Raw genomic sequence first — 20,435 nt, 5'->3', positions numbered from 1 at the left:
TAACTGATTTGTTTAATCCTGACAATAAAAGTCAAAAAGCGAGCAACAGAAGTTACTTTTTTAAATACTTGACAGAAATACCCAGCTGCCCCAGATGGTACAAGTCGTGATGGATAAGCCCCTGCACAAAATACCGGAAATCTTTTCCATAATCGGCTGAAATGGTATCGAGAAAGGTGTCGTCTTTACCGTTCAGGATGTCGATGATTTCCTGTTTGCTTTGATACAGTTCTTTTTTTAGCGCTTCCCATCCGGCGGGACGCAATTCATCATTGGTTTTCCAATTGGAAGGGTCATCAAGTTCCAGACGAACCACTGCCCCCTTTAGCCGGCCCATCACGGCCCTGCGCCAGACAATAAGGTGTGAAATCAATTCCGCGGGACTGTGCAGATCAGGAAGCGGCCGGGTAAACGCATCCGTTTCACTGATCTGTTCGAATTTCTTTGCAAAAGTTTCGTCCAGCCATACATCGCCGTCATGCAGGTCATTGAGTTGCTGTATAATATCTTCGATCAGGGTTGTTGCCATAGTTTGTGATTATCAGTCTATAAATTACGAAAATTTTCCGGATGTGAAATGGTTTCAGGCTTCAAAAAGATTCGGTCACTATATCCATGATCAGATTTCTCCATAAGGAAAGCATGATCAATCATTGCACCAGAACAAAAGAGTGCATATAGTCTATTATTTAATTGTATGAGCAGAATTGAAATTTACTATTGAACAGGTTAATATTAAAATTACGTAAACCTGTATATTTGGCTGATCAGGATATCACACATCCGTAATGTTCAATAAAAAATGTACAGAAAATGATAGAAGGATTATATGAAACGCATATTCAGGTAAAAAATTTAGAAAAGGCTGTTCAGTTTTACACTCAGGTACTGGGGTTACCATTGGCGCATTATGATGAAACGAGGCCGATCGCTTTTCTCTGGATCGGGGAACATAAAAAAGCAATGCTTGGGTTGTGGGAACAGCCTGAGAATGTACAGAAACGGCATTTTGCTTTCAGCTGTTCCAAAGATTTTATCTTACACACGGCCAACACTTTCCTTGAAAACAACGGATTGCAGGCGTATAATTTCCTTAAGAATGGTACCCATGCGCCTATGGTCTTTGCCTGGATGCCGGCTCTTGCGCTGTATTTTGATGATCCGGACGGAAACCAATTGGAATTCATCCATGTCCTTGAAGGCGAAGGCAAACCGGAACTGGGTGTTATAAGCTACGAAGAGTGGATCAAAGTCAATTCAAATGATCATAAAGAACAGTGAATTTAACCGATAACGATTCATAGATTAATTGCCGATCGCGAAATTTCACCCCGGACATAAGTATTAATTTTTGCAGAAATCGAGATTAAATTTTTTGCGTTTTTTTATTTTTAGCAGCTTATAAGCTCTTTCGATCACATCCGTACTTTTGCTGTCGGCAGGAACAATTTCCTTATCCCGCATCTGGCGGATCGCTTTGTTGTCTTTTATGTAATACCGGTATTCGGTTTTGATATCGGGGCCTATGGCGGGCCCTCCGATGATGATCTCTATGGCGAAAATAAGCCTGCCCTGCTTAAAATAGTATTCGGTTAGTGTATAAGCATCATCCCGGATAAATTTCTCCGTTATCTTACGGACTTCTTTGCCGTTTGAATAATAAATTGTTTCGCCTTCGTCCACGCAGGGTAAATCCTCATAAGCAAATCGGTGTGCTTTTAGCTTTAGGCCGTTAATTTTTTTGTATTCTGCCCGTATAGCCTCTATATCCTCAGAAGCAACGGAAGAATTAATAACCCGCCCAGTATTGATAGAGGATGAAATAGGATGAGTAGAAAATAAACTGACTGTAAATATCAGAGTTAAAATAAGAGTGGCCTGTATTTTATGCATAGGATGTAACTGATTTTAAATATAACAATATGTAATGATTATGAGAAAGAATCTCAGCCAAATATATTCCATAAAGCATGATACTGTGCCAGATTACTGAAAAACATATACAAGACCATTTCGGACGTAAACATTATTCTTTGAGATGGGTGGATATAAATTCAAAAAATTCTGGTGTAACTTTTTTCCAATACATCCAGTCATGAGCTCCGTCATAAATCCTAAATTCATGTTTTATTTTCTTATCGGCCATTGCAATATGCAACTTGGCATTATGTACCGATAAGGCATCATCATCACCGCAAGTTATAAACCATTTTTGATTCTTGATATCGTTTTTTTGCTGATGATCGAAATAACCAACAACATCATATTTTTCATACCATTTCTTTAATATCTCTTTATTGACATCGGGGTATCTGTTTTTTAAATATTCAGGAACATATCCCCTTACAGCAGCACTTAGTGCCACAACAGTTCCAAAAGCATCAGGTTGATGGATAGCATACTGTAATGCTGCCGCTCCTCCAAGCGAAGCTCCTGCTATAGCCTTGCTTATGGTATTTTTATTAACCCTGTAGTTTTTTTCAATGTATGGAACAAACTCCTGAAAAAAGAAATCCTCAAAACTAAAATCGCCCGTAGGATCGTTAAAGTAGCTGATCCTTTTAGTCCCGAAATTTGCATCAGGAGTTACCACAACCATCGGCACAATACTGCCTTTCATAATTGCATCATCTAAATAGCTTTTTAACTGGCCGTAGCTGAACCATGATTCATTATTAGGTATAGTATTGGCAGGACCCGCAGGGTGTAGCAGGTAAACAACAGGATAGGTTTTATCAGAGCTCCCATAACCAGCGGGAAGGTATATAGAATATTTTACATTACTTTTCAGTACTTGGCTCTTTACCGTTTTTGAATGATCGATAACCGATTGACTTTGTCCGTGCACTGATGTAAAACATAAGAACAGAACAAATATTACTGATACATACTTCATGATGATTTTATACATTTCAATTTATTGTGTTTATTGTAAATCCATTTACTATTCTTTATAAAATGATATAATTTGCACTCCGACCAGTTTAATTTTCTATAAAAAAACATTACTTTCTTCAATACGCACTATCATATCGTTATAAATATAAATAATATTTATAAAAGAATTTCATTTACAATTCATAATCTACTGATTCTATTCACATTATCCAAATCTATTAACATTTTTTCACTAAACTTACCATAAATTAACAGACCAGCAGATTATCAAGATGTATGCTTTAAATCAATTTCCTGATGCCCATCATATAGCCTAAATGCAGCCCTTCATGGAAATTATTGCATTGAAAAGCATCATAAACAGAAGCCAGGTGAAAGCCTATGCCTGTTATCCGCTCGTTGTAATGATCGAAAATACCTTCGTTGAAATCAGGGATGGTGGACTCAATCTGAGCAATCAGCAGTTCCTTCAGGGTTTCCGCTTCTTCCTGCGTAACGGGTGATGCAGGAAATGTACCGGATTGGTACCGGTTAAACACTTCATCGGAAAGATATCCTTTCAGCCCTGAACCCTGGTAAATCAGTTTGTGCTGTGTGGCAATAATGTGCCCGATATTCCAGATCAGGTTATTGTTAAACCCTTCTGGAATTTTATTCAGCTGTTCCAGAGAATAATTTTCGAAGAACGTCAGGTACATCCTTCGGCTCGTTTTCCACGCTTTAAAAACTGCATCCATCTTCATTGGGTCCTTTTTTTCAAGATTAAAAATACTTCTTTCGTTTTTTACAGCATAACCCGTGCCTTATTGCAACCTGATCCGGGAAAACCAATCGAAAATATCAGCTGGAGCAGGCAAAATGATTCAAACAGATCCTGCTGTTAATCCTGAAATAAGGAAAGTAAAAATATGCTCTCTAAAATTATGTCAGCAAATACCCGCCATCCACCAGATACGAAGATCCGGTAATAAAACTGGCTTCATCAGACAGTAAAAATAACGCCAGTGCTTCCGCTTCCTCCGGTTCACCGATGCGTTTCAGCAGAAGTGTTTCGGCCAGACGGTCTTCCAGTTCTTTTTTCATTTCAGGAGGCAGCCCGGCACGCAGGTTGGATTTAATAGGGCCCGGAACCAGTGTATTGACCCTGATATTTCTCGGGGCAAGCTCGGAAGCCCAACTTCTGGCAGCCGATAAAACCGCTCCTTTCGTTGCGCTGTACAAGGATACGCCGGCCAGGCCTTCATATACAGCCGTTGACGAAGTCACCAGGACAGCACTTCCTGTTTTCAGGAAAGGGGAAAGTGCCGCCAGCTGAAGCATCGGGGCGAAAACATTCACCTTGAACATCGCGGTAATGGTTTCCATATCCAGCGCCTGCAGTTCTCCTCCCGAGGCCACCCCGGCATTCAGCCAAAGCCCATCGAGGCCGCCCATTTTTTCCACTACCGGAACGATTCTTTCTGCAGACTGACCATCTGCAAGATCATCTTCAATAACAATGGCATTGCTGCCCAGAAACTGTTCAGCTTCTGCTAAGCGTTCTTTGTTTTTACCGGTGATTATGACCGTTGCCCCCTCTTCGATCAGTCGTTTTGCACCAGCCAGACCAATGCCGCTGTTTCCGCCTGTAATCAGGATCTTTTTGTTTTCGAAACGTCTGCTCATCACTTTGATTTTTAATTTTTTATACTTGTATCTTATCCTTCTAAATTAGAAATTATCCTGATCAGTCGTCATATAGAATTCAAACATAAATTTATAAAATTCAAACCAACGACTTGCGGACGTGTTCAAATTATTATGTAAAATGACTTTATCGGAAGCACAGAACAGGCCTAAAATATCCGGGTTTTTACGGATGGCATCCTATGATTATCCGTGTTATCTTTGCAGCATCACGAATTCATTCCGTGGTTTATTTTAAAGTTTAAGTTATTACTACCCTCCTGCGTGGAGGGTTTTGTGTTGATTAAAGCCGGCTGGTTCTGGATTGAAGGTAGGATAAAGCCTGTTTAATTTTTTCGATATTAATTTTTATCGCTGATATCTGATGTGATGCGGAAGGAATAATATACCAAACGTTGGCAGGACGTAAATTTTGTCAATATGAGCTTCGTACGAATTTGATCTTTATTGAATTCAGATAGCACACCTAAGGCGCGCTTGTGATCAGACCGGTCTCTGCTGCTACACAGATGCTACTCCGTCCGGAGCATGGTGCTGTGTAATTTTCTATAGTTGTATATCAGATATTTTTTTGCTCCGTAGGAGCAATATCTGTGTAGTATTAATAGGATCCGGATTGTTTCAGGCAAAGAACTCCGTAGGAGTTCTATCTTTATTGAATTCAGATAGCACGCCTACGGCGTGCCTGTGATCAGGCCAGTATTGCTGATGAAATATTCTGACTGTATAGTTTATCCGCCAAGGCTGTACAGAGACCGATCTTTTATATAAGGCGTATGGACCAGCTTTGCTTTATGGCACGTTAAATGCGTGAAATAGGATTTCTGTCCCGTTTTGGGTTCTTCAAAGATTTCAGATTCCCATCTGATCCAGACTATAATGTCATCCCACTTCCGGAATTTATGCAGGTAAGGCTCGAAATTGCATCGTACTTCAAAATGCTGCTTTTTTACATCATCCCTAAACCTTAATACCATTGTTTTTTCACCGGGCATCGGGCTTTCTGCAACCATCGCGTTCAGTTTCATTGCTTATTTTTTTCAAAATAGCGTATTTAATGCGACAAAACTTGACGCATTAAATATGGAGATGAAATTTTTTCTGAAAATGTTGTATTAATAGAAATTTGCTTCTTTGCTGTGTTTATTTTTCTTTCGGATTTTTCTTTTCCAGGAGCTCTATCCTGTTATCAAAAGGATCAATAAACGAAAAACGATGCTGCCCCAGAATCTGTATTTCTTCTTTGATCTTTACCTTCTGCCCGATCAGGTATTCTTTTATGGTGTCTAAATCTTCCACTTCAAAAGCAGGATGCCTTTTGGATGTGCTGATGTGGTCTTCTGTGCCTATGTGAAGCTGGATATCGGCAATGCGGTACCAAAGACCTCCATTTGGGATAAGCTGCTCTGGCTTAGGGATTTCAGTTAAGCCGATAATGTTCGTATAGAAATGTCTTGCTTGATCTTCCTGCCCTTTCGGAATGCAGATCTGAACATGATCCAGTCTTTTAAATTTAATCATCTTTCGTGTTTTTATAAACTAACATCTGGTGAAGTTACAGTGTTTTTTCGTTTATTATGAATGTTTAGTAATTTCTGCTATCATACAAAAATTAATCATATGTATGTATTCAAATCTATTAATATTTATTATTCAATTACTTCTTCTCTAATTCTTTTATTTTCTGTTTTAAAGAATCTATTTTTTTATATTGCTTTTCTATTTCTATAACAGACTTATCTCTATTTTTACTTAATTTAATGTTCCAAATACTTATACCAATTGTTAAAATTCCAAAAAATATTGATGTAGTAATTGGAATGATTTTAAACCAGTCTTTTTTAGGTGCAATACTTTTTAAATATTTGAAATGACCACCTTTTGATTTTACTAATCTTCCTTTTTCTGTTAATACATGCATCACATTTGCATCTCTAGGCGTCTCAATATAGCCAAGTCTTTGCATAGCTACTCTTATCTCTCCATTAATACTGTATATTTTTTTTCTTTCTGTAAAATCAGGTTCTAATATTATTTCATATGTATGAATATAAAAGTATTCAAAATCAGGAAATAGAACTATCAACTTATCTATATATTCAAGTATCTTTCTAGGTTTTTCATCACTTGAAAAATATTGAATATTTTCACTAAGAATAAGTGCTGCCATAATTAAGTTAATTATTGTTTTTATTCCATTTATTATTACAATGTAATTCAAATATACAAAACTATTGTACTTATCTTTTTATAGGTTTCCATATAAAACAATAAATCCTAACTTTTGTCAGGATTATTCTTCAGTTTTAAAATTAAAAAATTCTTGTAGATTAACTTGTAATCCTTTACGAACTTATGCCTTCAAATACTTTTTTGATTTTAATCTCAAGATCTTTATAATATTGTTCTTTTTGAGTGGTTAACCTATCTTCAAGTTCGATACATTCTTTTACGATTGACAGTAGTTCTGTTAATGACTTCAAATTAAATAATAAAAGAAAATCCAGGTTTAAGGCCTGGCAGATTTTAAACAGATGCTTCCAATTTGTATCGTTTTCAAACCTCTCTATTCTTCCAATAGTTGTATTATTTGAACCTATCATGAGTCCAAGCGTTTCCTGTGATATTTTTTTTCTAAGTCTTTCAACTCTTACCAGACAGCCGATCTGTAGACCTAATGCATCGATTTCTTCATTACTATATTCTTGCATACAGTAAAATTTGAAATATTAAATAATATTATTCGATACAAATTTGTATCGAATAATATATTTTGATATATTTGTACCATAAGTTACAGAAATGTAATTTTGCGATACTTCAACGATTATTAGAAGCTATTGTTTAGAATCTCGTATCAGAAAACTGGTAATTTTTTAGCACACGAGAAGATAAGCAGGAAGCTCACGACCTAGGCGTGAGTTCTCTTATCTGTGTGCACGGTATACCAGTACCTCTGATTCAGATATTGTAGAGCTCTACGCCGTTTTATTTCCATGCAGTCCGCTGCTTCTACAATTTTTCTAAGCCAATCCTTCCCAATGATAAGGTATCAATGTGTAAATGTGTGTTTTTAGAGTGTGCTGGCTGATACAGCCGTGTATATTCCCTGCTTTCCGGTGCCCGGCGGCGGCTGATTCCTCGGTTACCCGGTTCTTTTTCTCTGCCCAAGGGCATTAGGAAAGCTTTTTAAAACACCAAAAACCTGCTTTTAAGCATACCATTAAACAAGGACAGTCAACAAAACGAACTGTTCCGGGAACCTGTAGGTTCAACCGGAACCTCATCAACACAAAAAAAACATCCGTATGAAAAAAGAAACCATCAACGTAAAACACCGGCTGAAACCCAGCCATAAGAAACATTCCAGCCTGAAAATGCTGGACACATTCTTCTGTTTCAACGACCTTACCACCGCCAAAGACCTGCTGAACACCATCATGCAGTACGCCGTGCAGAAAAGAGGCTGGATAGATGAAGATTTTTCCGCTATTGTCCATTTCCACCAGTCAATGCGGTCATTCATCCGAGCCGGATATTTTCTCCGCATGAAAAGCAAAAAATGGATGCTCGGTATCTCAACTGAAACCATTTCATCACTCATGCAAGGCTCCCTTTCCGATGAAGAATACCAAAATCCCCTGCTGGTTTTCCACACCGCTTTTACCGCTTTCACTGTAAAGGAATTTGATTATTTCCTGGGCGGCATGGTCTATTTTTCCCTCGGCGCCTACCGCTGCGGACCGGAAAAGAATATGGTGAGTCCATATATTTATCTGACGAAAATGTTGGATGCAGGGTTTGTTATTCTGGAACGAAGGAAGGCTTTTTTAGAAATTAAAGAAGGTAAAGAGGACAAAACAGGCTCATCATACGAAGGGCGAAGGTTTGCAGATTGAAATGATCTTTCATCTTATTGCTAAAGGCTTGTCTTACAGTGAAAAAACCTAACGGGGTTTCGGAAACCCGTTAGGTTTAGAAATGGATGAGCTCTGATGGAAACCTTCAAGGTTTTTAAGACCTTGAAAGTTTGGAAGTTGAAAAGATTTTAAGATGAAATGCTGATCGCTTACTTGATTTCTCACACGCTTATTTTGCAGTAAGAAAAACCTCATAGGTTTTGAAAACCTATGAGGTTTATCACCATGATAAGCAGGCTTAATTTTTCCCATAAAAAAAGGCCGCTTTTAAAAAGCAGCCTGTATTATGATTGAGAGAATGTATTATTCCAGTTCTCCAAGGTATTTTTCAGCATCCATGGCTGCCATACATCCGCTTCCGGCTGCCGTAATGGCTTGTCTGTAAATGTGGTCCTGAACATCTCCCGCAGCAAACACACCCGGAAGATTGGTTTTTGCAGTTCCTTTTTCGGTCAGGATATACCCGTTTTCATCCAGGTTGATCTGTCCGGCGAAAACATCGGTATTCGGTTTATGCCCGATAGCAATGAAGATCCCGTCAACACTTACAGTAGATACCTGCTGTGTCTGGTTGTTGATCACAATCGCTCTTTCCACCAGGTTATTTTCCCCTTCAATGCCGATCAGCTCATGGTTGAATTTCACTTCGATATTCGGAGTGTTTTCAACACGGTGGATCATGGTTTTTGAAGCCCTGAACACATCTTTCCTCACCAGCATCGTTACTTTGTTACACAGCTTGGACAGGTATGTCGCTTCTTCTGCGGCCGTATCTCCTGCACCTACCACCACCACATCTTTTCCTTTGTAGAAAAATCCGTCGCAGGTAGCACAAGCGGAAACCCCGCCTCCTGCATACTTCTTTTCGTCGTCCAGTCCCAGGTATTTGGCTGTAGCCCCGGTAGAGATGATTACCGTTCTGGCCAGGATTTCTTTGTTTCCTGCATACACCTTGTGGATCCCTCCTACTTCTTTGGAGAATTCCGCCCTGGTAATCATTTCATAATGTATTTTGGTATCAAATCTTTCTGCCTGCTTCTGCAAATCCATCATCATTTCAGGGCCGGTAATCCCGGTTGGGTATCCTGGGAAATTTTCAACTTCTGTAGTGGTGGTCAGCTGTCCGCCCGGTTCCAGGCCTGTATATAATTCAGGTTTCAGGTCTGCTCTTGCCGCATAAATGGCTGCTGTAAAACCGGAAGGTCCCGATCCGATGATCACACAATCTAAAATGTTTTGCTCCATAATTTCTTTGTCAAAAAGATTTAAATTCAGGCTGCTAATTTCGGAATTTTTATCCTTTATTTAAAGTTATTTTAATGATAGTTGTCAATATCTGATATGTTTGCTGTCGATGAAGACGGAGAGCTTGAATTATAGATTTTAGATGATAAATTTAGATGAGAGATGATAGACGGAGAGATGATAGACAGAGATCTTGGATATTGAATGCTGAATTATGGATTTTGGATTTTGAATCTTGACTAATGATGATTAACAGACTTTACACTATGACCTAGGAAAGAAAGGCGTTAAGAAAATAAAGGCTGTGAATGGTAAGAAAATTCTTCTGTCCGAAGCGCGGCACAAAAACTTCAATGACAGTGCCCATAGTCAATCCGCGCAAGTTTAGAATTTTTAGAGCACAGCATTTATTTTTAGCTTTTCTTTCCAGTCTTGATCTTTTGTTTCTTTTGCATCAAGGTAAAAGAAAAAGGAAGTAGAAAATTTTAGATGAAGACAATAGACGTATAGATGATAGACAGAGATCTTGGATCTTAAATGTTGAATTATGGATTTTGGATTTTGAATCTTTAAAAATAATTTTAACAGACTTTACACTATGACCTAGGAAAGAAGGGCGTTAAGAAAATAAAGGCTGTGAACGTTAAAAAAATTCTTCTGTCCGAAGCACGGCACAAAAACTTCAATGACAGTGCCCATAGTCAATCCGCGCAAGTTTAGAATTTTTAGAGCACAGCATTTATTTTTAGCTTTTCTTTCCAGTCTTGATCTTTTGTTTCTTTTGCATCAAGGCAAAAGAAAAAGGAAGTAGAAAATTTTAGATGAAGACAATAGACGTATAGATGATAGACAGAGATCTTGGATATTGAATGCTGAATTATGGATTTTGGATTTTGAATCTTGACTAATGATGATTAACAGACTTTACACTATGACCTAGGAAAGAAAGGCGTTAAGAAAATAAAGGCTGTAAACGTTAAGAAAATTCTTCTGTCCGAAGCGCGGCACAAAAACTTCAATGACAGTGCCCATAGTCAATCCGCGCAAGTTTAGAATTTTTAGAGCACAGCATTTATTTTTAGCTTTTCTTTCCAGTCTTGATCTTTTGTTTCTTTTGCATCAAGGCAAAAGAAAAAGGAAGTAGAAAATTTTAGATGAAGACAATAGACGTATAGATGATAGACAGAGATCTTGGATATTGAATGCTGAATTATGGATTTTGGATTTTGAATCTTGACTAATGATGATTAACAGACTTTACACTATGACATAGGAAAAAAAGGCGTTAAGAAAATAAAGGCCGTGAATGGTAAGAAAATTCTTCTGTCCGAAGCGCGAGGCGAATCGAACTTTCAGTTTCGAGACAAAAAAGTAGGAAAATAATGATTTGATATCTAAGATTTATAATTCAAGATTTATAATCGATATTTAAAGATCCGACATCTATTATCTATTATCTATTCGTCTATTATCTATTATCTCCCATCTAAAATCTAAAATCTTGACTCTTGGCTCTTGATTCTTGACTCTTGATTCTTGACTCTTCTACACTTTCATCTTAATCCTATCCACATGAATAATCTTATACACCAGTTCCTTGATGAGTTCAGCTTCCGTCATATTCACGGCGCCAAGTCCTTTGCCTTTCATGTCGAACTCGCGTAAGATAGAGATGACCCTGGTGGCATGTTTCAGAGGGTACAGCCTGGCCGATTCTACGTAATCCTTAAGGAAATAAGGATGGACGCCCATCTGGGAGGCAATGGCCTGCTGTGGCTGGCCGGTCATGGTCTGGTAGATGATGACATTGGAAAAATAATTGTACAGGCTGGACAGCATCATAACGAAAGGATTGTTTTTCGGGTTTTTCCCCATAAAATAAGCAATCCGGAATGCTGCATTGGCATTTTTGGTGCCCAACGCTTTCTGAAGTTCGAAAATATTGTATTCTTTACTGATCCCGATATGGTTTTCAATGATGGTTCCGTCCAGCACCTGCCCTTCTTTCAGGATGATCTTCAGTTTATTCAGCTCATTGGCAATTCTGGAGAGGTTGTTCCCCATATATTCGGCAAGGAGGTGAGCGATATTCGGGGCGGTTTTTATGCTGAGCTTTGCACATTCATCGGCAATCCATTTCGGAAGGTTGTTTTCTTTGACAGATTCGCTGAGAAAGAGTGCCTTGGCTTTATCCAGGGCTTTTGCTGCTTTTTTGCGGCTGTCGAGTTTTTTATGCTTGTGTGCGAATACGAGTACGGTGGAAGGAACGGGGTTTTCTACATAGGCTTCCAGGATCCTGTTCTCTTCATCATTCAGCCGGAGGTCCTGGGCCTCCTTTACAATGATCATTTGCTTATCCCCCATCATGGGAAACTGGCGGGCCAGTGAAAGGATGTCCTGGTAGGAGGTATCTTTTCCGTAGACTACGGTCTGGTTAAAGGCTTTTTCATCTTCGGTAAGAAAGTCGTGTTCCAGGGCTTTCACAGCGACATCAATAAAGTAAGGCTCTTCTCCGTGAAAAAAATAAATCGGTAAAACTTCTTTATTTTTAATATTTTTGAGGATTAAATCTAATTCTTTCATCGTATTAATGGAACTTCCAAAACTGAATTTTCAGGAAACTTTTGATTTTAAATTCAAGCAGGACAAAGATAAGTTTTTTATTTATGATCCCATCCGGAAAACCTACCTTTTGCTTACGCCTGAAGAATGGGTGCGGCAGCACTGGATCCATTATTACATTACCGTGAAATCCTATGCCGCATCGGCCCTGATCACGGAGAAAAAGATTGTATTGAACGGACTTACCAAAAGAATTGACCTGATGGTAACCGAAAAAACACAGCCTAAGATCCTGGTGGAATGCAAGGCACCCCAGGTAAAGTTAACGGAAAAAACATTTGAGCAGACCGCCCGGTACAATTCGATCATCGGAGCGGAAGAAATTATACTCACTAACGGACTGCACCACATCCATGCGCGGTATGAAGACGGGCAGTACCGGTTTTATAAACCATAAAAAACACAACAGATTTATACTAAACAATACTTATGGCAATCAAAAACATTATATTCGATTTCGGAGGAGTCCTGATGGACTGGAATCCAAGATATTTCTTTAAGACGTATTTCAATGATGATGAAAGGATGGAATATTTCCTGGAACATATAGCCCAGACGGAATGGAACGAGGAACAGGACCGCGGGAGAAAGCTTGCTGAGGGAACAGAAATCCAGATTAAGAAATTCCCGGAATGGGAAAAAGAAATCCGCGCCTATTATGATAACTGGCCAGTGATGCTGAAAAGCGATATCCCCCACAACGTAGCAGTGCTGAAAAAACTAGGGAATACCGATTATGAGCTTTTCGGGCTGACCAACTGGTCTGATGAGACGTTTCCTTATGCACTGGAAAACTACGATTTCTTCAAGTTATTTAAAGGAAAGATTGTCGTTTCTGGAACGGAAAAACTCATCAAGCCGGATCCGAAAATATGGCACCTGCTTCTGGACCGGTATCAGATCAGCGCAGAGGAATCCGTGTTCATCGATGATAATATCAGAAACATCGAAATGGCACAGTCACTGGGTTTCCATACGGTGCATATCACACCTGAAACAGACCTGGAAAAAGAACTGATGGATTTAGGCGTAAAATTTGATCAGTAGAAACACAATCAACACACAAATTATAGTATGATACGTTCGATATTATTAGCCGGAATTTTAATGGCTTCCGGAACGGTATTCAGCCAGAAGCTCAAAACAGTAAACTACCAGGACGGCACCCAGAAACTCAGCGGACTGGTTACCTCCAATGCCGGAAAAAAGCTTCCGGGCGTCCTTATCCTTCCTGCATGGAAAGGCATTGATGATGAAGCCAGAAATGCAGCGGCAGAGCTGGAGAAAGAAGGGTATGTGGCGTTTGTTGCAGATATTTACGGCGTAGGAAACGTTCCGGCTGACAATGCTGCAGCAGCAAAAATGTCAGGGTATTACAAACAGAATTACGAAGCATATCAGAAAAGGATCAGCTTAGCACTGGAACAGCTGAAGAAAAGTGGAGCCATTCCTGAAAAAATTGCCGTTATCGGTTATTGCTTCGGCGGAACCGGTGCCCTGGAATCTGCAAGGGGCAAATTTCCCGTTGCAGGTGCGGTGTCCATTCACGGAAGCCTGGCCAAAGACCAGTCTAGAACCAATGGACCGCTGGCCGCAAAAATCCTGGTCGAGCATCCGGCAGATGACCAGAGTGTTTCCAGGGAAGATTATGACAATCTGGTAAAAGAGATGAATGAAGGAAATGCTGACTGGCAGATCATTACCTATGCCCACTCCAAGCACACATTTACGGATCCGAAGTCGCCTGATTATAATCCGGTCATGGCCAAAAGAGCTTGGAACCACACGCTGATGTTCCTGAAAGAAATCCTGAAATAAGGTAGCAATACATCAATGCAGCAGTGTAACAATACATCAATTTTCATCATTGGTATATTGTTACACTGCTGTATTGTTAAACTGATTATTGTTTTGCTTCCAGCTCTGTGGTATAGGCTTTAGGAGAATATTTGGTCAGTGATCCTGTCGCCGCATCAATACCCACACCTATGGCTCCGCCTAAAATAATATTAACCAGGGTTACAGGATTAAAAGTTTTGGTAAGCTTCATTTCTTTGCTGATGTATCCTTCTTTCTCGAAAGTCACCGTCTGCCTGCTCAGTGATCTCGGAATTTCAGCAGTACATGGCGTCGTACACTTTTCAATGCCTTTGTGCATCACTTTGGCACCTTCCGGAGTTGAGGTAAAAGATATTTTATCTTTGGTCCCGGTAATAATGGTTGCACAGGACGTAAAAGAAACAGCAGCGCCCAATAAAAGCGCAACGGGTAAAATGTTTTTCATACAGAATTAATTGTCAGTTTTTCAGCCGCGAACATACAAAATAATTCACAGCTCTGAAACATAATTCTATGAAAAACCCCTACAAAAGAGCTATATAGCTGGATTAAAGCTTATTAAAACTAATTTTTATCTAAAAAAAGTGATTTAAACAAGTATTATTGCTTGATTTAATCTACCCCTTCTTCTTCTCTGTGCACCGATTCCATAGAAAATGCAGGAAGGCATACCGACAGGTATTCACATTCTTCAGGAAAAGGGTTGCTGTATCTCACCCTCGCTCCTTTACCAATCCTGATGCTCTGCCCTTTCTCCAGCACAATAATCTCCCCATCGATTTCAAACTGCTTTTTCCCGGAGATAATGAAGGTAAACTCACCAAATTCCGGAGTCTGATGCGGTTCGCTCCATCCGGCTGGCGCAACCATATGGGCAATGGATACTTCCGGGTTTTGCGTTGAATTCCCCCAGTGCTCTTCGATCAGCTTACCATCTGTAGTGGGGACTACAAAAGGATTCTGCTGGACAGTATACTTTTTCATAGCCAATTTTCTTTTTTGATTTGATAAACAATATTTGTCCTTGACGGTTCACCGAAGTAGGCTACTTTCTGTTCCCCGGTATTTTCTGCGCCCAGCCTTTCCATTGCGGTCCGGGAACGCATATTATCTTTTCCTACATGGAAATTAACCTTATCCACAAACCGGAAGATATAATCGAGCATAAGCTTCTTGATCTGCGGGTTGATCCCTTTTCCCCAGGATTCGGTTCCGTAGAATGTATAGCCTACAAAGATGCTGTTGTCATCTTCATTATAATCATAATATCGGCTGCTCCCGATCACATTTCCGGTTGCTTTCTCTACAATTTTAAATGCTCCTTTGCTTTCCATCGCTCCAACAAAGAAATTCTGAAAAACTTCCCGCTTATAACGGTCTTTATTGGGATGCTGTTCCCAGACCCTGGGATCTGAAGCAACTTTGTATAAGGATTCAAAATCCCCTTCCTCTAAGGGGATTAACTGATAGTCCTGATTTTCCAGGATGTTCTGCACTGAAAATTTCATCTGTATGTGTTGTTTTTTATTAAAATAATGCCTAACCTTTTGTTTTGGCTGCCTCAGCTTCGATTTTTTTAATTTCTTTCAGTTTGTCTGCAATTTTGGTCACTGCTTCAGGTTTTGCCGGCTTAATAGGAACTTCTGCCACTGCCATATCCCATTTAATCACCAGGTTACCTGAATTCTCATCGGTTGGGTTCAGGGTAATCTCAAACCACTCCTGCTTGTCTGCCAGTTTATTGACCGGGACCGATATATCAACCACATCCTGTTTAGGATCGTAGGTATAGGCACCCCACTGCTGGAAGTCTTTGTTAAGGATCACTTTCCATTCTTTTTCAGTAGGAACAATGAATAATCCGTACGTTCCTGCCTGAACGATTTTACCACCAAAATTCACCGACTGCCCGAACGTAATTTTCGTAGATGAGTTGGCTCCCGCCCTCCAAACCTGCCCGTAAGGCACCAGTTCTCCGAAGATCTTTCTTCCTTTTACACCCGGCCTTCCGTAATCCACCGTAATCTTGGACATGGAAAACTGCTGCTCCACCTTCTGTCGCGGGCTTGCCGCCGGCACCGAATAATCCTGGGCAAAACTTAATGCTGACGCTGATACACAAACTGCAAATAATAACTTCTTCACGTGATAAATTTTTGTTTAAAAATACGAATTCAAAAAAGAATATGGCTGCTGTTACAGCAGTAATTTTACATTTCAAGATTCAAAATCCATAATTCAAAATCTAAAATCTAAAATTTCTAGCTTATTTCTTTTTCTTTTGTCTTGATACAAAAGAAACAAAAGATCAAGACTGGAAAGAAAGGCTAAAAATAAATGCTGTGCTCTAAAAATTCTAAACTTGCGCGGATCAGCTATGGGCACTGTCTTTGAAATTTTTGCGCCCGCGCTTCGGACAGAAGAATTTTCTTAACGTTCACAGCCTTTATTTTTTTAACGCCTTTCTTTCCTAGGTCGTAGTTTAAAGTCTGTTAATCATCATCTGCCAAGATTCATAATCTAAAATCTAAAAGTCAAAGTCCTTGTCTATCATCTCTCTGTCTATCATCTCTCATCTAAAATCTAATAGCTCATTTTCTTTTCTTTTGTCTTGATACAAAAGAAACAAAAGATCAAGACTGGAAAGAAAGGCTAAAAATAAAGACTGTTCACTAAAAATTCTAAACTTGCGCGGATTAACCAAGAGCACTGTCTCTGAAGTTCTTGTGCCGCGCTTCGGACAGAAGAATTTTCTTAACGTTCACAGCCTTCATTTTCTTAACACCTTTCTTTCCTAGGTCGATTTGATAGTTGGTTAATCAATATTTCGCAAGATCCAAAATCCAAAATCCAAAATTTAAAATCTATAATCTAAAATTCAACCTTCAACGTCTATCATCTATAATCTATCCGTCTATCATTTATCTCATCTATAATTTACACCACGCCTTATTTCAAACAAAAAGCACCGTCAAATTGACAGTGCTTTAGTATTATATTCAGGATAGTATTTACATGGTTTCCATCTTGAAGCTCATGCTTTCAATCACTTTCAGGATGGCTTCTACCGTGTCCATGGAGGTCAGACAAGGAACGCCGTTTTCAACGCTCATCCTTCTGATCTGGAATCCGTCTCTTTCAGCCCGTTTCCCTTTGGTCATGGTATTGACTACATACTGTACTTTTCCTTTCTGGATCAGGTCAATCAGATTCACATCTTCTTCTCCTATTTTATATCCTATTTTGCAAGGAATCCCTTTTTCTTCAAAGAATCTGGCAGTCCCTTCCGTTGCCCAGATCCTGAAACCTACTTCATGGAACCTGGCCGCCAGATCAGCAGCTTCCTGCTTATGCTTATCCGCTACCGTGAACAGGATGGAGCCGTGCATCGGCACTTTTCTTCCTGCTGCTACCAGTCCTTTGTAAAGGGCTTTCTCCAGCGTGGTATCTTTACCCATTACTTCTCCGGTCGATTTCATTTCAGGGCCTAAAGAGATATCCACCTTCGTCAGTTTTGAGAAAGAGAATACCGGAACTTTTACGAAAACGCCTTCTTTTTTCGGAACCAGGCCGCTTTCGTAGCCGAGATCTTTCAATTTCTGGCCCAGAATGGCTTTGGTAGCCAGGTTAGCCATCGGAACCTCCGTGATTTTAGATAAGAAAGGAACGGTTCTGGATGAACGAGGGTTAACTTCGATGACATAGACATTCCCTTCAAACAGGACATACTGGATATTCATAAGTCCTACTACATTAAGTCCTTTAGCCAGTCTTTTGGTGTAATCTACCAGCGTATCAATTTCCCCCTGCGAAATATTCTGCGGAGGATATACTGCGATAGAATCTCCGGAGTGCACCCCTGCTCTCTCGATGTGCTCCATGATTCCCGGAATCACTACCGTTTCACCGTCGCAGATGGCATCTACCTCTACTTCTTTTCCAACCATATATTTGTCAACCAGTACCGGATGTTTAGGACTAGCCTCCACTGCGTTTTCCATGTAATGGGCGAGTTCTGTTTCCGTGTACACGATTTCCATGGCACGGCCTCCCAGTACATAACTCGGGCGAACCAATACCGGATATCCGATTTCATTGGCAATTTTGATCGCTTCTTCTTTAGAAACGGATGTTTTCCCGAGCGGCTGAGGAATCTGCATTTCCTGAAGCGCTTTTTCAAACTTATCCCTGTTTTCTGCTCTGTCCAGGTCTTCCAGGGTAGTCCCTAAAATCTGAACACCATGTGAAGCTAATTTATCAGCCAGGTTGATCGCGGTCTGGCCCCCGAACTGTACCACAACCCCTTTCGGTTTTTCCAGCTCGATAATGTTCATGACATCTTCTTCTGTCAGCGGCTCGAAATACAGTTTATCCGAAATCGAAAAGTCGGTGGAAACCGTTTCCGGGTTGTTGTTGATGATGATCGCTTCGTAGCCCATTTCTTTGATCGCCCAAACTGAGTGAACCGTCGCATAATCAAACTCAACTCCCTGCCCGATCCTGATCGGTCCGGAACCCAGTACGATGATTTTCTCTTTGTCTGAAACCACGCTTTCGTTTTCTTCTTCGTACGTTCCATAGAAATATGGAGTTTCAGATTCAAATTCAGCGGCGCAGGTATCTACCATCTTATACACCGGCATGATTCCGTTTTCTTTTCTGAAATTGAATACTTCTCTTTGGGTAATCTCCCAAAGGTGGGCAATATTTAGATCCGCAAAGCCTAGTTTCTTAGCTTCAATTAATGTTTCTTTGTCAAATTTGTTGTTGACAATCGTTTGTTCGAAATCGACCAGCTTTTTCAACTTCCAGATGAAGAACTTATCGATTTTGCTCCATTCCACGATCTGTTCCCAGTCGTATCCTTTTCGTAAAGCATCACCGATGATGAATAACCTTTCATCATCGCACACCCTGATCCTTCTTTCGATTTCTTCCGCCGTCAATGCCAAGGTCTGTTTGGTTTTCAGCCCTAAATGCCTGATGCCGGTTTCCAGGGAACGAATGGCTTTCTGTAGAGATTCCTCGAAGTTTCTTCCGATAGCCATTACTTCACCGGTTGCTTTCATCTGGGTAGATAATCTCCTGTCTGCCGTTTCAAATTTATCGAACGGGAACCTTGGGAATTTTGTTACCACATAGTCCAGAGCCGGTTCAAAGCAGGCGTATGTCTTCCCGGTTACCGGGTTCATAATTTCGTCAAGGGTAAGTCCTACCGCGATTTTCGCAGCAATCTTTGCGATCGGGTAACCGGTTGCTTTTGATGCCAAAGCGGATGAACGGGAAACCCTTGGGTTTACCTCGATGATGTAATAGTCGAATGAATGCGGGTCTAAAGCCAGCTGCACGTTACATCCTCCTTCAATTCCCAGTGCCCTGATGATTTTCAGGGAAGCATTTCTCAGCAATTGGTATTCCCTGTCGGAAAGTGTCTGGGAAGGCGCAACCACGATGGAATCTCCGGTATGCACGCCCACCGGGTCAATGTTTTCCATGTTACACACCACAATCGCATTGTCGTTGGCATCACGCATCACCTCGTATTCAATTTCCTTGAAGCCTGCGATGGACCGTTCAATAAGACACTGCGTTACAGGACTGTATTTTAATCCTAGTTCCGCAATTTCTTTCAGTTCCGTTTCATTAGAAGCTATTCCACCTCCTGTTCCACCCATCGTGAATGCTGGACGGACAATTACAGGATACCCTATTTCTTCTGCAAAACTTAAGGCCCCCTCTACAGTATTTACAATATCCGATTCAGGAACAGGTTCATTCAGCTCTCTCATCAGTTCACGGAACAGGTCCCTGTCTTCCGCCCTGTTGATAGCCGAAAGCTTTGTTCCCAAAACCTCCACTTTACACTCTTCAAGGATTCCTGATTTCTCCAGCTCTACCGCCATATTCAGTCCGGTCTGTCCGCCAAGAGTTGGTAAAAGTGCATCCGGACGCTCTTTTCTGATGATGTGACTTACAAATTGCAGGGAAATCGGCTCGATATACACTTTATCTGCGATTTCCACATCCGTCATGATGGTTGCAGGATTGGAGTTGATCAAAATTACCTTGTAGCCTTCTTCTCTCAGAGACAGACAAGCCTGTGTTCCCGCATAATCAAATTCTGCCGCCTGACCAATGATGATAGGCCCGGAACCGATTACTAAAATTGTTTTTATATCTGTACGTTTTGCCATTTTTATTTTTATTAGAGAGTCAAGATTCAAG

Annotated in this window: 21 protein-coding genes; 5 read left to right on the top strand and 16 right to left on the bottom strand. The window is 40.3% G+C overall.

Annotation, left to right across the window (positions count from 1 at the left end; translation table 11 throughout):
• Nucleotides 1–52: 52 nt before the first annotated feature.
• The gene (locus CGB83_RS19945; RefSeq protein WP_100073918.1) at nt 53–529 is read right to left on the bottom strand and encodes a DinB family protein; all 477 of its coding nucleotides are present in this window, start codon (nt 527–529) and stop codon (nt 53–55) included.
• Between the two features lie 284 nt (nt 530–813).
• Between CGB83_RS19945 and CGB83_RS19940 the strand changes: the two genes are divergently transcribed.
• Nucleotides 814–1,281, top strand: a complete 468-nt coding sequence (locus CGB83_RS19940; protein ID WP_100077415.1) for a VOC family protein — start codon at nt 814–816, stop codon at nt 1,279–1,281.
• A gap of 63 nt (nt 1,282–1,344) precedes the next feature.
• Here CGB83_RS19940 and CGB83_RS19935 read toward each other — a convergent pair whose 3' ends face one another.
• The 8 genes from CGB83_RS19935 to CGB83_RS19900 all read right to left on the bottom strand — a co-directional run bounded on the left by CGB83_RS19935 (nt 1,345) and on the right by CGB83_RS19900 (nt 7,295).
• The gene (locus CGB83_RS19935) at nt 1,345–1,893 is read right to left on the bottom strand and encodes a hypothetical protein (protein ID WP_100077414.1); all 549 of its coding nucleotides are present in this window, start codon (nt 1,891–1,893) and stop codon (nt 1,345–1,347) included.
• 133 nt (nt 1,894–2,026) lie between these two features.
• Complete coding sequence (locus tag CGB83_RS19930; RefSeq protein ID WP_228420019.1) at nt 2,027–2,911, bottom strand: alpha/beta hydrolase; 885 nt, start codon at nt 2,909–2,911, stop codon at nt 2,027–2,029.
• Between the two features lie 268 nt (nt 2,912–3,179).
• A complete protein-coding gene (locus CGB83_RS19925) occupies nt 3,180–3,641 on the bottom strand; it encodes a DinB family protein (protein ID WP_228420017.1) in 462 nt (153 codons plus the stop codon).
• Between the two features lie 178 nt (nt 3,642–3,819).
• Complete coding sequence (locus CGB83_RS19920) at nt 3,820–4,563, bottom strand: SDR family NAD(P)-dependent oxidoreductase (RefSeq protein ID WP_100077413.1); 744 nt, start codon at nt 4,561–4,563, stop codon at nt 3,820–3,822.
• Between the two features lie 752 nt (nt 4,564–5,315).
• On the bottom strand, nt 5,316–5,612 hold the full coding sequence (locus CGB83_RS19915; RefSeq protein ID WP_100077412.1) for a hypothetical protein: 297 nt from the start codon (nt 5,610–5,612) through the stop codon (nt 5,316–5,318).
• Between the two features lie 115 nt (nt 5,613–5,727).
• Nucleotides 5,728–6,105 carry a VOC family protein gene (locus CGB83_RS19910; protein ID WP_100077411.1) on the bottom strand — a complete coding sequence of 126 codons (378 nt, stop codon included), beginning with the start codon at nt 6,103–6,105 and terminating at the stop codon, nt 5,728–5,730.
• A 136-nt stretch (nt 6,106–6,241) separates the two neighbouring features.
• Entirely contained in the window at nt 6,242–6,754 is a 513-nt protein-coding gene (locus CGB83_RS19905; RefSeq protein ID WP_157761474.1) for a hypothetical protein, read from the bottom strand.
• 175 nt (nt 6,755–6,929) lie between these two features.
• On the bottom strand, nt 6,930–7,295 hold the full coding sequence (locus CGB83_RS19900) for a helix-turn-helix domain-containing protein (protein WP_100077409.1): 366 nt from the start codon (nt 7,293–7,295) through the stop codon (nt 6,930–6,932).
• Between the two features lie 597 nt (nt 7,296–7,892).
• Between CGB83_RS19900 and CGB83_RS19895 the strand changes: the two genes are divergently transcribed.
• Complete coding sequence (locus tag CGB83_RS19895) at nt 7,893–8,483, top strand: hypothetical protein (RefSeq protein WP_100077408.1); 591 nt, start codon at nt 7,893–7,895, stop codon at nt 8,481–8,483.
• A gap of 324 nt (nt 8,484–8,807) precedes the next feature.
• On the opposite strand, the gene trxB is transcribed toward CGB83_RS19895, so the two are convergent.
• Together trxB and holA are read right to left on the bottom strand one after the other, a co-directional pair.
• Nucleotides 8,808–9,749: a thioredoxin-disulfide reductase gene (gene trxB / locus CGB83_RS19890; protein WP_100077407.1), complete on the bottom strand. Its 942-nt coding sequence runs from the start codon at nt 9,747–9,749 to the stop codon at nt 8,808–8,810.
• Nucleotides 9,750–11,294: 1,545 nt separating this feature from the next.
• Nucleotides 11,295–12,332, bottom strand: coding sequence for a DNA polymerase III subunit delta (gene holA / locus CGB83_RS19885; RefSeq protein WP_100077406.1), 1,038 nt, complete (start codon nt 12,330–12,332; stop codon nt 11,295–11,297).
• Nucleotides 12,333–12,339: 7 nt separating this feature from the next.
• Here holA and CGB83_RS19880 point away from each other — a divergent pair, with 7 nt between their 5' ends.
• Genes CGB83_RS19880 through CGB83_RS19870 form a run of 3 tightly spaced genes read left to right on the top strand, consistent with a single transcriptional unit; the run spans nt 12,340 to nt 14,189 of the window.
• Nucleotides 12,340–12,768, top strand: coding sequence for a type I restriction enzyme HsdR N-terminal domain-containing protein (locus CGB83_RS19880; RefSeq protein ID WP_100077405.1), 429 nt, complete (start codon nt 12,340–12,342; stop codon nt 12,766–12,768).
• 32 nt (nt 12,769–12,800) lie between these two features.
• Nucleotides 12,801–13,418, top strand: a complete 618-nt coding sequence (locus CGB83_RS19875) for an HAD family hydrolase (RefSeq protein ID WP_100077404.1) — start codon at nt 12,801–12,803, stop codon at nt 13,416–13,418.
• 27 nt (nt 13,419–13,445) lie between these two features.
• Nucleotides 13,446–14,189: a dienelactone hydrolase family protein gene (locus CGB83_RS19870; RefSeq protein WP_100077403.1), complete on the top strand. Its 744-nt coding sequence runs from the start codon at nt 13,446–13,448 to the stop codon at nt 14,187–14,189.
• 85 nt (nt 14,190–14,274) lie between these two features.
• On the opposite strand, the gene CGB83_RS19865 is transcribed toward CGB83_RS19870, so the two are convergent.
• The 5 genes from CGB83_RS19865 to carB all read right to left on the bottom strand — a co-directional run bounded on the left by CGB83_RS19865 (nt 14,275) and on the right by carB (nt 20,404).
• Complete coding sequence (locus CGB83_RS19865; protein WP_100077402.1) at nt 14,275–14,655, bottom strand: PEGA domain-containing protein; 381 nt, start codon at nt 14,653–14,655, stop codon at nt 14,275–14,277.
• A gap of 167 nt (nt 14,656–14,822) precedes the next feature.
• Complete coding sequence (locus tag CGB83_RS19860) at nt 14,823–15,194, bottom strand: cupin domain-containing protein (protein ID WP_100077401.1); 372 nt, start codon at nt 15,192–15,194, stop codon at nt 14,823–14,825.
• Nucleotides 15,191–15,718 (bottom strand): GNAT family N-acetyltransferase, encoded by a 528-nt coding sequence (locus tag CGB83_RS19855; protein WP_100077400.1) that lies wholly within the window; start codon nt 15,716–15,718, stop codon nt 15,191–15,193. Before CGB83_RS19855 ends, CGB83_RS19860 begins: the two co-directional genes overlap by 4 nt.
• A gap of 31 nt (nt 15,719–15,749) precedes the next feature.
• Nucleotides 15,750–16,355, bottom strand: coding sequence for a DUF2911 domain-containing protein (locus CGB83_RS19850; protein ID WP_100077399.1), 606 nt, complete (start codon nt 16,353–16,355; stop codon nt 15,750–15,752).
• An 866-nt stretch (nt 16,356–17,221) separates the two neighbouring features.
• On the bottom strand, nt 17,222–20,404 hold the full coding sequence (gene carB / locus CGB83_RS19845; RefSeq protein WP_100077398.1) for a carbamoyl-phosphate synthase large subunit: 3,183 nt from the start codon (nt 20,402–20,404) through the stop codon (nt 17,222–17,224).
• Nucleotides 20,405–20,435: the final 31 nt, after the last annotated feature.

Origin of the sequence: Chryseobacterium camelliae (assembly GCF_002770595.1) — a bacterium.
Taxonomy (GTDB): Bacteria; Bacteroidota; Bacteroidia; order Flavobacteriales; family Weeksellaceae; genus Chryseobacterium; species Chryseobacterium camelliae.
The sequence above is the reverse complement of the archived record's forward strand: the minus strand, read 5'-3'. Positions and strand labels throughout refer to the sequence as shown.